Origin of the sequence: Cryptosporangium aurantiacum (assembly GCF_900143005.1) — a bacterium.
In the GTDB taxonomy this organism is placed as follows: Bacteria; Actinomycetota; Actinomycetes; order Mycobacteriales; family Cryptosporangiaceae; genus Cryptosporangium; species Cryptosporangium aurantiacum.
The window spans coordinates 688,756-704,107 of sequence record NZ_FRCS01000003.1 but is presented as its reverse complement, the minus strand read 5'-3'; the positions used below and the strand labels follow the sequence as shown (position 1 = coordinate 704,107).

The window sequence follows — 15,352 nt, the reverse complement described above, 5'->3', positions numbered from 1 at the left end:
GCCTGATCGGCGTCCGGACCGGAGAGCTGAGGAATCTCACACGGTCACGCGGAGCACCTCGGGGAGGGACGTCTGGCCGGCGCACGCCTTGCTGAACCCGTCGATCCGCAGGTCACGCATGCCCTCGGCCTGCGCGACGCGGTGGATCTCGCGGGCCGAGGCGTGGTTGACGGTCAGCCGCTCGATCTCCTCGGACACCGGCATGACCTCGTGCACCGCGATCCGGCTGCGGAAGCCGGTACCGGCGCAGTTCCGGCAGCCGATCGGCTTCCAGAGCATCCGCGGCTGCCCCAGCTCGTCGATCGGCCAGTTCGCCGCGGCCAGTTCGGCCTCGGTCGGCTCGTACGTCTCCTTGCACCAGTCGCAGAGCCGGCGCGCCAGCCGCTGGGCGACCACGCAGTCCACCGACGAGCCCACCAGGAACGGCTCGATGCCCATCTCGGTCAGCCGGGTCACCGCGCTCGGCGCGTCGTTCGTGTGCAGCGTGGACAGCACGAGGTGACCGGTGAGCGCGGCCTCGACGGCCAGCTGGGCCGTCACCCGGTCGCGGATCTCGCCGATCAGGATGACGTCCGGGTCGGACCGCAGGATGGCCGGCAGCACCGCGGCGAACGTCAGGCCCGCCTTCAGGTTGACCTGGATCTGGTTGACGCCGGGCAGCCGGTACTCGACCGGGTCCTCCACCGTGATGATGTTGACGGTCGGCGTGCTGATCTCGGCCAGCGTCGCGTAGAGCGTCGTCGACTTGCCGGAACCGGTGGGACCGGTGACCAGCACCATGCCGTGCGGCTTGCGGAACGCGGTCGCGAAGCGGTCCATGTTCGCCTCGCTGAACCCGAGCGTGCCGAGCTCGAGCTCCATGCCGCCGCCGGTGTCGAGCACCCGGAGCACGACCTTCTCGCCCCAGACCGTCGGCAGCGTCGCGGTCCGCAGGTCGACCGCGCGATTGTTGATCTCGACCGTGATGCGGCCGTTCTGCGGCACGCGCTTCTCGGTGATGTCGACGCCGGACATGATCTTCAGCCGGGACACCAGCGCGGCCTGGACGTTCTGCGGGACGTTGTCGATCTCGTGCAACACGCCGTCGATCCGGAACCGCACGCGCATGTCGTGCTCGGTGGGCTCCAGGTGCAGGTCGGACGCGCGGTTCTGGATCGCCTGCCCGATCATCGAGTTCACGTACCGGACGATCGGCGCGTCCTGGTCGCTGCTGGTCAGGCTGGAGACGCTCGCCGGTGTAGGGGCCTCGGCGCGGAGCGAATCGGCCACCTCGCCGAGGTCGTTCTCCTCCCGCTGCAGCTTCGAGATGATCTTGCGCAGCTCGGTGCGGGCGACCATGACCGGGCGGACGACCATGCCGGTCGCGGCGCGGACGTCGTCGAGCGCGACGATGTCGCTGGGATCGGTGATGCCGACCATGATCTCGTCGCCGTCGATCGACAAGCCGAGGACGCGGTGGCGGACGACCAGCCCGATCGGGATCTTCGCCAGCGCGACCGGGTCGATCGGGTAGTTGACGAGGTCGACGCTGTTCATGCCGTAGACGTCCGCGGACGCGGCGGTGAGCTCGGACTCGGTGACCACGTGGTCGTTGATCAGGATGCCGCGCAGCGACCGCCCCGACCGCTCCGCCTCCTCGGCGGCCCGGTCCAGGGCCGCGGGGTCGGCGCCGCGCCCCTTGAGCGCGTCGATCAGGGGGCGGAACGTCTGGTACATGGTGTCCTTCGCGCCGGCGGTTCGGGTGCCGTGTACACCCATCGGCAGACGCGGGGGTTTCCTGAGGTCAGGCGGGCACCCTGGAGAGGCTCGCCATGTCGTCCAGGATCTCCACCACCTCGGGGTGGATCCCACCGAGCGCGGACCGCTTGATCCGCAGCGCGGCCTGCAGCCTGCGGCGGCTCACCGCGGGTTCGGTGTCGGCGTGCAGCAGCGCCAGCCCGTGCAGGCAGACCGCGACGTCGTAGTGCTCGGGGCCGCGGCGCCTGCGGTACGTGGCCAGCGCCCGCTGGTAGAGCGCGTTGGCCTCGGCCCGCCGGTCGAGCGCGGCGAGGACGGCGGCGAGCGCCACCGCGTCTTCGGCGGCTGCGGGGCTGTCGGCGCCGTCCGCCCGTTCCCGCCGCGCGAGCGCCGTCCTGGCGGCCGTCTCCGCGTCGGCGAAGCGTCCGTCGGCGTAGGCCAGCGTGGCCCTGGCGCGGTGCCGGGTGGCGTCTTCGGCCAGGTGCCTACGGCGGGTTCTCCACATGGTCAGCTGCTCCCTCGAAGGGCCGGGTGATCCTCGTATCGTTCGCCCGTTCGCCCAGCTGATCCACGTAAAAATGCACTCAGCTGCCTTCCAGAACCAAACCTTTCTCGCCGGCGGTGAGACGCATCGTCCGGCCTTCCTGGGTGAACCGGACAGTGCCCGCGTTGAGCACCTCCAGCACCGCCCGTTCCACCGCGTTCGCGGCGTCGCCGCAGGCCATCTTCGTGGTGACGATCGCGCCGAACCGGAAGTCGGAGATCCCGGGCTCCATCGGTCCGCTGAGCCGGTTGCAGCCGGTCGAGCCGGTGACCCGCTCGTGGCCGAAAGCGAGGTACGCCTCGACGCCCTGCGGGACGCTGCTCACGCTGTCGCCGCTGACCAGTCCCGTGACGTTCCACCGTGCGCCGAGTATCGGCGGTGAGGGGACCACGAGCGGCTCCAGCCGGATCTCCGCGCGTTCGGTGGTCAGCACCAGGGTGCGCCCCTCGGTCTTCCAGACCGGCTCGGCCTGGAAGAACTCCGTGAACCACTGGTCCTCGGCCATCCGCGGACCGGCGCAGGCCATGTCGGTGGTCATCGTTTGCCCGACCCGCACGCGGTTGCCTTCCAGCGTGTACGGGGCCTCGATCCGGTTGCAGGCGGCTCTGAACACGAGCGTGCCGTTGGCGCCGAACCGCACTTCGACGGGCTTGTCCTCCACGGCCGGCGGCCGATCCTCGCCGTCCTCGGTCACCGCGACGGATCGGTACGCGGTATCGGTGAGCGGATCCTTCTCCCGGGCCTGCGTCGGGGCCGGGTCGCCCGGTGTCGTCGATTCACCCTGCGCGGGCCCGCACGCGGCGGCGGCGAACACCAGCAGGAACAGCAGCGCGATCCTGGTCATGTCAGTACGACGCACGGGAACTCGCGGTGGATCCCTCGGTTTTACCCCGATCTGTACGGTGGGATTTTCCAGCCCGCGGGGAGGCGAGCGATGACGACCAGTGATCAGTATCTGAGGCTCGGCCCGGACTTCTACGCCGATCCACACGCCGATTACGCGTGGATGCGCGAGGAACGGCCGACCTCCAGAGTGATCACGCCGCTCGGCAACCCGGTCTGGCTGGTCACCCGGTACGACGACGTCCGCGCCGCGCTCGCCCACCCCCGGCTGCACAAGAGCAACCGGGAGCTGCGTGAGCTGCTGGAGGCGCGCCCCAGCGAGGACCGGACCATCTCCGAGGACGCGTTGACCGCTCACATGCTCAGCGCCGACCCGCCGGACCACACCCGGCTGCGCAAGCTGGTGAGCAAGGCGTTCACCGGCCGGGCGATCGCCGCGCTGCGTCCCCGGATCGAGGAGATCACCACCGAGCTGCTCGACGCGATGGAGGCCGGCCCGGACCGCGTCGATCTGCTCGACACGTTCGCGTTCCCGCTGCCGATCACCGTGATCTGCGAACTGCTCGGCGTGCCGATGGACGACCGGGACGACTTCCGCCGGTGGTCGAACACGCTCCTGCAGTCGGGGGACGCCGAGGTGCACGCCGCCGCGGGCCTGTCGATGGTGCAGTACCTCACCGACCTGGTGGACGCGCGGCGCGAGCATCCGACCGACGACATGCTCGGCGCGATCGTGGCCGCCAGCGAGGACAGCGACCAGCTGTCCCGGCTCGAAGCGATCTCGATGGCGTTCCTGCTGCTGGTCGCCGGGCACGAGACCACCGTCAACCTGATCGGTACCGGCACATTCGCGCTGCTGCGCCACCCGTCGCAGTTCGAGATCCTGCGGTCGGACCCGAGCCTGGTGCCCAGCGCGGTGGAGGAGTTCCTGCGGTGGGACGGGCCGGTGCACCTGGCCACGATCCGGTTCACGGTCGAGCCGACCGTGATCGGCGGGGTGGAGATCCCGCCCGGCGAGATCGTGCTCGTCTCGTTGAGCGCGGCCAACCGCGATCCGAAACGCTATCCGGACGCCGACGCGCTCGACGTCCGTCGGCAGGCGAACAGCCACCTGGCGTTCGGGCACGGCATCCACCACTGCCTCGGCGCACCGTTGGCGCGGCTGGAGGGCGAGGTGGCGTTCACGCAATTGCTCTCGCGTTTCCCCGGGCTCGCGCTGGACGCCGACCCGGCCGAACTGACCTGGCGCCCGTCCACCCTGATCCGAGGCCTGGAGCGCCTGCCCGTCCGCTTGCGCTGAAGAAAGCCGGCTTTCTCAGGGGGCGCCGCCGACGCGGCGGCTGATCTCGGCGGCGGTGCGGAGTACCGGAGGTGCGAGCCGCTCCGGGTCGCCCTCGGCGACCGGGAACGTGACCGCTACGGCGGCGACCGGGTGGCCCGCGTGGTCGCGCACGGGCGCCGCCACCGACGCGAACCCGGGGGTTACCTCGCCGTTCTCACTGGCGTACCCGGCGCGCTGCGTCGCGCTCAGCAGGCGCCGCAGCTCGGCGTAGGTCCGCGGCCCGCTGTCGTGGCGCCGGACGAACGCCGCCGCGTCCGGGAACAGCGCGCGCACCGCCGCCGCGGGCAGCGCGGCCAGCATCGCCCGTCCGCTCGCGGTGAGCTGCGCGGGAAGCCGCACCCCGACGTCCGTGACCAGCGGTGGCCGACCCGGCGCCCGCTCCTCGATCACGTAGATCACCTCGCGACCGTGCAGGACGGCGAGGTGAGCGCTCTGCCCCACGCGGTCGACGAGCGTCGCGAGCGGCACCCGGGCCAGCCGCTGCAGCGGCGCCTGCCGGGTGTAGCCGGTGCCCAGCTCGTACGCGCTGACCCCGAGCGCGTACCGCCGCTCCTCCGGTAGGTGGACGACGAACCCGGCGTCGCTGAGCGTCGCCAGCAGGTGGTAGGTGGTCGAGCGGGGGAGGTCGAGGTCACGGGCGATCGAGGCCGCCGCGACCGGCCCGGCCTGGCGGGCCAGATACCGCAAGATCGCCAGCACCTGCGCCGCCGCCGGCACCTGCGCTGTCACCGGCCGGTGCGCCGCCGGCGGCTGCGCTCCCGGCACCTGCGCCGCCGCCGGCACCTGCGCTGTCACCGGCGCGCGCGCCGGCCGCGGCGCACCGGGCACGGATGACGGACGAGGGCTCACGCAGCGACGCTACCGGCGCAGTGTCTGGGATCCCAGACACCACCGGCGGTGTCGTGCTGTCACCTGGCGCGGTCGGTGGTGTCCCATGGACGCATGGGTGATGCGGTACAGGTGGGTGCGGGTCCGCTCGGTCCGGACGACGTCCTGGCGGTGGCTCGCTTCGACGCGCCGGTCGCGCTGGCGCCGTCGGCAGAACACGCGATCGTCGCGAGCCGCCGGGTGATCGAGGAACTGGCCGGTGACGACACGCCGCACTACGGCGTCTCGACCGGTTTCGGCGCGCTCGCCACCCGGCACATCCCACCCGAGAGCCGCACCGCGCTCCAGCGCAGCTTGATCCGCTCGCACGCGGCCGGCTCCGGCCCGGAGGTCGAGCGCGAGGTGGTCCGCGCGCTGATGCTGCTGCGGCTCGCCACACTCGCCACCGGCCGCACCGGCGTCCGGCTCTCGACCGCCCAGGCGTACGCGGGGCTGCTCAACGCCGGGATCACGCCGGTCGTCCACGAGTACGGATCCCTGGGGTGTTCCGGCGACCTCGCGCCGCTCGCCCACTGCGCGCTGGCCCTCACCGGGGAAGGGCTCGTGACCGACGCGCTCGGTGCCCGCCGCCCCGCCGCCGAGGCGCTGGCCGACGCCGGTCTCACCCCGGTCGAGCTCCGGGAGAAGGAGGGCCTGGCGCTGATCAACGGCACCGACGGCATGCTCGGTCAGCTGCTGCTCGCCGCCGCTGACCTGCGCCGGCTGTTGCGCACCGCCGACCTCACCGCCGCGATGAGCGTCGAAGCGCTGCTCGGCACCGACGCGGTGTTCGCCGCGGACCTGCAGGCGTTGCGTCCGCACCCGGGCCAGGCCGCCAGCGCGGCCAACCTTCGCAGCGTCTTGGCGAACTCGAACATCATGGCCAGCCACCGTGAGCCGTACGCGTGCACCCGGGTCCAGGACGCGTACTCGCTGCGCTGCGCCCCGCAGGTGCACGGCGCGGCGCGGGACACGTTGGCGCACGCGGAATCGGTGGCGTCCCGGGAACTGGCCAGCGCGGTCGACAACCCGGTGGTGACCGTCGACGGCCGGGTGGAGAGCAACGGCAACTTCCACGGCGCTCCGGTCGGCTACGTGCTGGACTTCCTCGCGATCGCAGTCGCCGACCTCGCGTCGATGGCCGAGCGCCGCACCGACCGGATGCTGGACGTCGCCCGCAGCCACGGGCTCCCACCGTTCCTCTCGCACGACGCCGGGGTGGACAGCGGCTACATGATCGCCCAGTACACCCAGGCCGCGATCGTGTCCGAGCTCAAGCGACTCGCCGCTCCGGCGAGCGTCGACTCGATCCCGTCTTCGGCGATGCAGGAGGACCACGTCTCGATGGGGTGGTCGGCCGCCCGCAAGCTGCGACGCGCGCTCGACGGCCTGACCCGGGTCCTCGCGGTGGAACTGCTCACCGCGGCCAGGGCGCTCGACCTCCGGGCGCCGCTCACCCCGGCACCCGCCACCGCGGCGGTGGTCGCCCGCCTCCGCGAGTCCGCGCCGGGACCGGGCCCCGACCGTTTCCTGGCACCCGAGATCGACGCCGCCGTCGACCTCGTCCGCACCGGCGCAGCGGTCGCCGCCGCCGAATCCGTGGCCGGTCCGCTCGCATGACCGTCAGCAGCGCCGCGAGCCGAGGCCGTCTCCGGCCCGCTCGACCCCGAATCTGAGAGGAGACGCCATGCAAGGCGCTCGTCCGGTACGTGCCGCGCGCGGCACCACGCTCACCGCCCGCTCGTGGCAGACCGAGGCCCCGCTGCGGATGCTGATGAACAACCTCGACCCCGAGGTCGCCGAACGCCCGGACGACCTCGTCGTCTACGGCGGCACCGGCCGGGCCGCCCGGAACTGGGCCAGCTTCGACGCGATGGTCCGGACGCTGACCACGCTGAAGGACGACGAGACGATGCTCGTCCAGTCCGGCAAGCCGGTCGGCGTGATGCGGACGCACGAGTGGGCCCCGCGCGTCCTGCTCGCCAACTCCAACCTGGTCGGCGACTGGGCGACCTGGCCGGAGTTCCGCCGCCTGGAGCACCTCGGCCTGACCATGTACGGCCAGATGACCGCCGGATCCTGGATCTACATCGGCACCCAGGGCATCCTCCAGGGCACCTACGAGACGTTCGCCGCGGTGGCGGCCCGGAAATTCGCCGGGACGCTGGCCGGGACGCTCACGGTCACCGGCGGCTGCGGCGGCATGGGCGGCGCCCAGCCGCTGGCGGTGACGCTCAACGGCGGCGTCTGCCTGGTGATCGACGTCGACCCGACCCGCCTGCAGCGGCGCGTCGACCAGCGTTACCTGGACGAGGTCGCGCCGTCGCTGGACGAGGCCGTGTCCCGCGCCCTCGAAGCGAAGAGCGACCGCCGGGCACTGTCGATCGGCGTCGTCGGCAACTGCGCGACCGTGCTGCCCGAGTTGCTGCGCCGTGGCGTCGCCGTGGACGTCGTCACCGATCAGACCAGCGCGCACGACCCGCTCTCCTACCTGCCGGACGACATCGACCTCGCGGACTGGCAGACCAGGGCCGACAAGGACCCGGTGGACTTCACCGCGCGGGCCCGCGCCTCGATGGCCAAGCACGTCGAGGCGATGGTCGGTTTCCTGGACGCCGGCGCCGAGGTTTTTGACTACGGCAACTCGATCCGGGACGAGGCCCGGCAGGGCGGGTTCGAGCGGGCGTTCGCGTTCCCCGGCTTTGTGCCCGCGTACATCCGGCCGCTGTTCAGCGAGGGCAAGGGGCCGTTCCGGTGGGCGGCGCTCTCCGGCGATCCGCGGGACATCCGCGCCACCGACGAGGCGGTGCTCAGCCTGTTCCCGGACAACGACCACCTGCACCGCTGGATCCGCGCCGCCCAGGACCGGGTCGCGTTCCAGGGTCTGCCTGCCCGGATCTGCTGGCTCGGGTACGGCGAGCGCGACAAGGCGGGCGTCCGCTTCAACGAGATGGTGGCTTCGGGCGAGCTGAGTGCGCCGATCGTGATCGGGCGTGACCACCTGGACTGTGGCAGCGTCGCCTCCCCGTACCGGGAGACCGAGGCGATGGCCGACGGCTCGGACGCGATCGCCGACTGGCCGCTGCTCAACGCGCTGGTCAACACCGCCTCCGGCGCGTCGTGGGTGTCGATCCACCACGGCGGTGGGGTCGGCATCGGACGGTCGATCCACGCCGGGCAGGTCACGGTCGCCGACGGCACGCCGCTGGCCGGGCAGAAGATCGAGCGGGTGCTGACCAACGACCCCGGCATGGGCGTGATCCGGCACGTGGACGCCGGTTACGAGGACGCCGCCGAGGTGGCGGTTTCCCGTGGGGTGCGGATCCCCATGCAGGAGGGTGCGTGACCTCCTTCGAAGGGTTGTGGGCCGACCTGCTGCCGATCGGCCGGGCGGACTCCGGCGGCTACCGGCGCTTCTCCTGGACCCCTGCCGACACCGAGTGCCGGGCCTGGTTCGCTTCCAGCGCCGGCGACCTCGGGCTGGACGTCGAGACCGACCGGAACGGCAACCAGTGGGCGTGGTGGGGGACCGGTGACGATGCGGTCGTCACCGGGTCGCACCTGGACTCGGTGCCCGACGGCGGCGCGTTCGACGGTCCGCTCGGCGTGGTGTCGTCGCTGGCGGCGGTCGCCTCGCTGCGCGCCCGGGGCGTTGTCCCGGGCCGCCCGATCGCCGTCGTGAACTTCGTCGAGGAGGAGGGCGCCCGGTTCGGCGTCCCGTGCCTGGGGTCACGGCTGTTGACCGGGGCTATCGCCCCGGAGCGCGCGCGAGACTTGCGCGATGCGGACGGCGTCACGTGGCTACAAGCCATGAACAACGCCAAGGTGGACGCTACTGAGCTGGGCGCCGACCCCGAGAGGCTGGCGCGGATCGGGACGTTCGTCGAGTTGCACGTCGAGCAGGGTCGTTCGCTGGTGGACAGCGGGGCGCCGGTCGGCGTCGCGAGCGCGATCTGGCCGCACGGGCGCTGGCGCTTCGAGTTCGCCGGTGAGGCCAACCACGCGGGGACGACGCGGCTGGCCGACCGGCGTGATCCGATGCTGACGTTCGCGCAGACCGTTCTGGCCGCCCGGGAGCACGCGGCTGCGGCCGGAGCGCTGGCCACGTTCGGACGGGTCGCGGTCGAGCCGAACGGCACCAACGCGATCGCGTCGCTGGTGCGGGCGTGGCTCGATTCGCGGGCGCCGGACGAGTCCGCGCTGCGCACCGTGGTCGAGGCGGTGACCGCCGCGGCGGCCGACCGGGGCGATCGGGACGGGGTGAAGGTGACGATCACCGCGGAGTCGGAAACCCCGGTGGTGGAGTTCAACGCCGACCTGCGGGATTCGCTGGCCGCGCTGATCGGCGCGCGCTCCACCGCCGACGCCGCGCGCTCGTTGCTCGGCGGGGCGGGCTCGGACGGGACCGCGCCGATCCTGCCCACCGGAGCGGGCCACGACGCCGGGGTGCTGTCCGCGCACGTGCCGACCGCGATGCTGTTCGTGCGCAACCCGACCGGTGTCTCGCACGCGCCGGGCGAGTACGCGGGTGAGGACGACTGCCTGGCCGGAGTCGACGCGCTGGCCACCGTCCTCGAACACCTGGCAACCCGATGACCCCGCCCGACGCCGCCCACCCGTCGGCCGCGACCGACTCGGCGCACGCGGCCCACGCGGCCCACGCCGCCCACTCAGCGGGCCCGGCTCACCCGGCGGTGGCGGGCCACGCGGTTGCGGCCCACGCCGGTGCGGCCGACCCGGCGGGGCCGGCCCACGCGGTGGCGGCAGCCGACGGGGCGGAGACTGCTGGGGGCGGTGCCTTGGAGGGGGTGACCGGTGGGCGGCCGGTGAGCCAGGTCTACTGGGCCGAGCACGCCTGGCTGCCGGGTGGCGCGGCGTCGAGCGTCCGCATAGACGTAGCTGACGGGCGGATCGCCGCGGTGACGCCGGACGTGGCAGCGCCGGTGGGCGCGGTCCGGCTGGCCGGCCTGACGCTGCCGGGGCTGGCGAACGCGCATTCGCACGCGTTCCACCGGGCGTTGCGCGGACGCACCCAGGCCGACCGCGGCACGTTCTGGACCTGGCGCGAACAGATGTACGCGCTGGCCGCCACGCTCACCCCGGACAGCTACTACGCGCTGGCCCGTGCGGTCTACGCCGAGATGGCGCTGGCCGGGATCACCTGCGTCGGCGAGTTCCACTACCTGCACCACGCGCCCGGCGGACGCCCCTACGCGGACCCGAACGCGATGGGTGCGGCGCTGATCGCGGCGGCGGCCGATGCCGGGATCCGGATCACGCTGCTCGACACCTGTTACCTCACCGGCGGCATCGGTCGGCCGCTCGAGGGTCCGCAGCTCCGCTTCGGCGACGGCGACGCCGAGCGCTGGGCCTCCCGGGTCACCGCGCTAGCCGCACAGGTCCACGCCGGGTCCGACGGCGGCGGGCGCGCGACTCGCGGCGATCGCGCCGGTTTCGGCGGCGGGGGGCATGCGCTGGTTGGTGCGGCGCTGCACTCGGTGCGGGGCGTTCCGCCGGAGCAGATCGGCCCGATCGTGCGGTGGGCCGCAGCGAGTGCAGCCCCGCTGCACACCCACCTCTCCGAGCAACCGGCCGAGAACGAGGCCTGCCTCGCCGCGTACGGGGTCACCCCGACCCGGCTGCTGGCCGACGCAGGCGCGCTCGGTCCTCGCACGACGGTCGTGCACGCGACCCATCTGACCGGCGAAGATATCGAGCTGATCGGGTCGGCGCGGGCCGTCACCTGCGCCTGCCCGACCACGGAACGCGACCTGGCCGACGGCATCGGTCCGATCCGGACGCTGTTCGACGCCGGGTCGCCGCTCTCGCTCGGCAGCGACAGCCACGCGGTGATCGACCTGTTCGAGGAGGCCAGGGCGGTGGAGCTGGACGAGCGGCTGCGGACGCGCGAACGCGGCCACTGGGGCGCAGCGGAGTTGCTCGAAGCGACGTTCGCCCACAGCTCGCTGGGCTGGGACGACGCCGGTATTTTGGCGCCCGGCGCCAGGGCCGACCTGGTGACGCTCGCGACCGACACCGTCCGCACCGCGGGCTTCGCGCCCGGCACGGCCGCCGAGACCGCGGTGTTCGCCGCAGGCGCCGCGGATGTGCGATCGGTGGTGGTGGACGGCCGGGTCGTCGTCGCCGACGGCGCGCACACGACGATCGACGCGGGCCGCGCCCTGACCGACGCCCTACGGAGCGCCCAATGACGGCCGCGCCAGATCCCACCCCGCCGCCGGCCTCCGCGGCGCCGCCCTCGGCGGCTCCGCCCGCAGCTCCGCCGAGGCCGGCCGCGGCGAGCCCGGCCTTCGGGGCATCGACCCGCAGCACGGTCATCACCGGCATCGGGATGCTCGTCACGCAGTCAGAGCTCGGCACGCTCTCCGACGCCGCCCTCGTCCTCGATCAGGGACGGGTCGCCTGGGTGGGCCCGTCCGCGGCAGCGCCCGCCGCCGACACCGCGGTCGACGCCGCCGGCCGCGCCGTGATCCCCGGCTTCGTCGACAGCCACAACCACCTCGTCTTCGCCGGCGACCGCTCGGCCGAATTCGCGGCCCGGATGGCCGGGACGCCGTACGCCGCCGGGGGCATCCGGACCACGGTCGCCGCGACCCGTGCCGCGACCGACGACGAGCTACGCGCCCGTCTTCGGACGCTCGTCGACCAGGCGTACCGGCAGGGCAGCACGACGCTTGAGATCAAGTCCGGCTACGGCCTGTCGGTGCGCGACGAGGAGCGGTCGCTGCGGCTGGCCGCCGAGGTCACGCCGGAGACGACCTATCTCGGCGCGCACGTGGTGGCGCCGGACGCCGACCCGTCGGAGTACCTCGCGCTGGTGTGCGGGCCGATGCTCGAGGCCTGCGCGCCGCATGCACGCTGGGTCGACGTGTTCTGCGAGCGGGGCGCGTTCGACGCGGACGCCACCCGCGCGGTGCTCACCGCCGGGGTCGCGCGCGGCCTCGTGCCCCGGCTGCACGCGAACCAGCTCGGGCCCGGTCCAGGCGTGCAGCTCGCCGTCGAGTTCGGCGCCGCGTCGGCGGACCACTGCACGTTCCTGACCGATGCGGACGTCGACGCGCTGGCCTCGTCCGGCACGGCCGCGACGCTGCTGCCGGGCGTCGAGTTCTCGACCCGGTCGCCGTACCCGGACGCCCGGCGGCTGCTGGACGCCGGTGTGACGGTCGCGGTGGCCACCGACTGCAATCCCGGGTCGTGTTTCACGTCGAGCATCCCGTTCTGCGTGGCCCTGGCCGTCCGGGAGATGCGGATGACGCCGGCGGAGGCGCTGTGGGCGGTCACCCGGGGTGGGGCGGCGGCGCTGCGCCGCGACGACGTCGGCCATCTCGGCGTCGGGGCCCGCGCGGACGTGGTGCTGCTCGACGCTCCGGACCCGGTCTACCTCGCCTACCGCCCCGGCGTCCCGCTGATCGCCGGTGTCTGGAAAGAGGGCGTTTCGGTTTCACAACCACCGGGCGTTGGCTAAAACCTGCATTAACTAACGCCGGTACGAGCGACGCGTCCATACGCTGACGCTGTGGAATCGAGCCGCGAGCGCAGGCTGGCAAACGTCATCACGTTACTTTTCTGCGGCATTCTCGCCGGGGTCGTGCTCGCGGCGGTCGCATTTCCCATCGTCGGCGCCTCCGGCTTGACCGCGAAGTCGGCTTCGGACTCGTTCCGCGATCTTCCGGCATCGATCAAGATCCCGCCTCTTCCGGCGGCCTCGACGTTGCTCGCCAGCGACGGGAAGACCGTGCTCGCCACGTTCTTCGAGGAAGATCGGCGCAACGCTGCGCTCCGGGACGTCGCGCCGGTGATGCGCCAGGCGATCGTCGCGGCCGAGGACACCCGCTTCTACACGCACCAGGGAGTCGACGCCAAGGGAATCCTCCGCGCACTCGTCCGGAATCAGACGTCGGGTGAGGTGACCCAGGGTGCCTCGACACTCACGCAGCAATATGTCCGGTCGGTCCTGAAATACAGCGCCACGAACCCCTCTCAATTCCGGGCCGCCACCGAGGAGACGGCGGCTCGGAAGTTACGCGAGATCCGCTATGCCATGGCGTTGGAGAAGGAGTACTCCAAGAATCAGATCTTGGAGAACTATCTGAACATCACGTACTTCGGCAATGGCGGGTACGGGATCTACACGGCGTCGCAGGTCTACTTCAGCAAGAAACCCTCGCAGCTGACGCTCGCCGAGGCCGCGATGATCGCCGGGTTGGCGCAGGACCCGACGCGGTACAACCCGGTCAACAACAAGCGGTACGGCACGAAACCGGCCCTCGATCGGCGGACGTACGTGCTGCGTCAGATGGTGAAGATGAAGTACATCTCGCCGGAGGAGGCCGAGGCAGCCGAGAAAGCGCCGATCGGGCTGCGTCCGAAGGACAACGTGCAGGGCTGCGAGCACGGACGGGCGAGTTACGGGTTCTTCTGCGGCTGGTTCCTCGACTGGTGGAAGGCCAACCCGACGTTCGGCAACACCACGACCGAGCGACTGGCCGCACTGCGGCGGGGCGGCTACCGGATCGTCTCCTCGATCGACGTCCGGATGCAGTCGACGGCGCAGAAGCAGGTCGACCGGCGGTTGTCCGCTTACAGCCGGTTCGCCACCGGGATCGTCATGGTCCAGCCGGGCAGCGGCCGGGTGCTGGCGATGGCGATCAACCGGAAGTACGGGATCAAGAAAAATCCGGGCGGGAAGACATACCCCTACACGGAGAACCCGTTGCTGTCCGGGTCGACGGTCTCCCCGGGCTATCAGGCCGGCTCGACGTTCAAGATGTTCACGATGCTGGCCGCGCTCCAGCAGGGCATTCCGCTGAGCCACACGCTCTACGCGCCGCGGCAATTCGTGTCGCAATACGTCGGCGGCTGCCGGACCGGCCGGTACTACTGCCCGCGCAACGCGTCCGGCTCGATGACCGGCGTTCATACGATGTCGAGTGGCTTCGGCGAATCCGCCAACACGTACTTCATCCAGCTGCAACAGGAAACCAGCGTGAAGGCCGCGGTCGCCGCCGCGCAGTCGGCCGGCGTGGTGTTCCGCGGGTCGACGGACCAGAAGAACATCAAGTGGGCGCAGGACAGTAACCAGGCCTGGGGCTCGTTCACGCTCGGAACCGCGCAGGTGACCCCGCTGGACATGGCGAACGCCTATGCGACGGTGGCCGCGCGGGGGAAGTTCTGCCGCCCGACGCCGATCAGATCGGTCACCGATCAGCAGGGCCGCGAGATGTCGATCGTGCCGACGTCGTGCAAACAGGCGTTCAGCCCGCAGGTCGCCGACGCGGCCAACGACGCCGCCCGCTGCCCGGTGGGCGACGGGACGCAGTCCGGGATGTCGTGCACGCATCCCGGCGGTGGTGCGACTGCGACGAGTGTCGGCGGGTCGATCGACCGGCCGATCGCCGGGAAGACCGGTACCACCGACAACAACAACGCGGGGTGGTTCGTCGGCTACACACCGAACCTCGCTGCGGCGTCGTTCATCGCCAACCCCGACAAGTACTACGACACGGTTCCGAACAGTCAGCTCCCGATCCAGATCGTCCGGGAGACGTTCGAGATCGCGTTGCAAGGCCTGCCGGTCAAACAGTTCGTCCGGGCGCCACGACGATTGTCCTGGGGCACGATGCACCTCGTTCCCGACGTCAAGGGCGCGACGCAGGACGAGGCGATCTACCGGTTGCGGGCAGCGGGTTTCACCGTCTCGATCAACTACAAGCCGGAGGATTCCGACCAACCGGCCGGCCGGGTCTCCCGGACCGAACCACCCGCAGGGAGCTACGTCAGCAAGGGCAGCAGCATCCGGATCAACGTGAGCAACGGCAAGAAGACGACGCGGGATCCCCGGATCGACCAGCTGTGCCGGCTCGATCCGAAACTGCCGATCTGCGCCATCAAACCCGGCGAGCCCGGCTTCCCCGAGGCGCCCGGCCAGCCCTGACGCACGCTTTCATCGCTCCGACGTGGAGCCCGCCCGAGACGAGGTCGACGTCCGCGCGCAAGGC

The 15,352-nt window shown here is 71.8% G+C and carries 11 protein-coding genes; 7 read left to right on the top strand and 4 right to left on the bottom strand.

What is annotated here, in order from left to right:
- Positions 1–36 precede the first annotated feature (36 nt).
- The 3 genes from BUB75_RS14155 to BUB75_RS14145 all read right to left on the bottom strand — a co-directional run bounded on the left by BUB75_RS14155 (position 37) and on the right by BUB75_RS14145 (position 3,125).
- Positions 37–1,716 (bottom strand): GspE/PulE family protein, encoded by a 1,680-nt coding sequence (locus tag BUB75_RS14155; protein ID WP_073257278.1) that lies wholly within the window; start codon positions 1,714–1,716, stop codon positions 37–39.
- A gap of 67 nt (positions 1,717–1,783) precedes the next feature.
- Entirely contained in the window at positions 1,784–2,242 is a 459-nt protein-coding gene (locus BUB75_RS14150; protein ID WP_073256962.1) for a tetratricopeptide repeat protein, read from the bottom strand.
- A 79-nt stretch (positions 2,243–2,321) separates the two neighbouring features.
- Positions 2,322–3,125, bottom strand: a complete 804-nt coding sequence (locus BUB75_RS14145; protein WP_073256959.1) for an META domain-containing protein — start codon at positions 3,123–3,125, stop codon at positions 2,322–2,324.
- 90 nt (positions 3,126–3,215) lie between these two features.
- Between BUB75_RS14145 and BUB75_RS14140 the strand changes: the two genes are divergently transcribed.
- Positions 3,216–4,424, top strand: coding sequence for a cytochrome P450 family protein (locus BUB75_RS14140; protein WP_073256956.1), 1,209 nt, complete (start codon positions 3,216–3,218; stop codon positions 4,422–4,424).
- A 15-nt stretch (positions 4,425–4,439) separates the two neighbouring features.
- On the opposite strand, the gene BUB75_RS14135 is transcribed toward BUB75_RS14140, so the two are convergent.
- Positions 4,440–5,231, bottom strand: coding sequence for an IclR family transcriptional regulator (locus BUB75_RS14135; RefSeq protein WP_425430882.1), 792 nt, complete (start codon positions 5,229–5,231; stop codon positions 4,440–4,442).
- A gap of 177 nt (positions 5,232–5,408) precedes the next feature.
- Here BUB75_RS14135 and hutH point away from each other — a divergent pair, with 177 nt between their 5' ends.
- From hutH to BUB75_RS14105, 6 genes are all read left to right on the top strand, one after another.
- Positions 5,409–6,953 carry a histidine ammonia-lyase gene (gene hutH, locus BUB75_RS14130; RefSeq protein WP_073256953.1) on the top strand — a complete coding sequence of 515 codons (1,545 nt, stop codon included), beginning with the start codon at positions 5,409–5,411 and terminating at the stop codon, positions 6,951–6,953.
- Positions 6,954–7,020: 67 nt separating this feature from the next.
- Positions 7,021–8,679 (top strand): urocanate hydratase, encoded by a 1,659-nt coding sequence (gene hutU / locus BUB75_RS14125; protein ID WP_073256950.1) that lies wholly within the window; start codon positions 7,021–7,023, stop codon positions 8,677–8,679.
- Positions 8,676–9,929 (top strand): allantoate amidohydrolase, encoded by a 1,254-nt coding sequence (locus tag BUB75_RS14120; RefSeq protein WP_073256947.1) that lies wholly within the window; start codon positions 8,676–8,678, stop codon positions 9,927–9,929. The genes hutU and BUB75_RS14120 overlap by 4 nt, the downstream gene beginning before the upstream one ends.
- A complete protein-coding gene (locus BUB75_RS14115) occupies positions 9,926–11,545 on the top strand; it encodes a formimidoylglutamate deiminase (protein ID WP_084741033.1) in 1,620 nt (539 codons plus the stop codon). Before BUB75_RS14120 ends, BUB75_RS14115 begins: the two co-directional genes overlap by 4 nt.
- The gene (gene hutI / locus BUB75_RS14110) at positions 11,542–12,819 is read left to right on the top strand and encodes an imidazolonepropionase (RefSeq protein WP_084741032.1); all 1,278 of its coding nucleotides are present in this window, start codon (positions 11,542–11,544) and stop codon (positions 12,817–12,819) included. Before BUB75_RS14115 ends, hutI begins: the two co-directional genes overlap by 4 nt.
- 51 nt (positions 12,820–12,870) lie before the next feature.
- Positions 12,871–15,288: a penicillin-binding protein gene (locus BUB75_RS14105; protein WP_084741031.1), complete on the top strand. Its 2,418-nt coding sequence runs from the start codon at positions 12,871–12,873 to the stop codon at positions 15,286–15,288.
- The last annotated feature ends 64 nt before the right edge of the window (positions 15,289–15,352 follow it).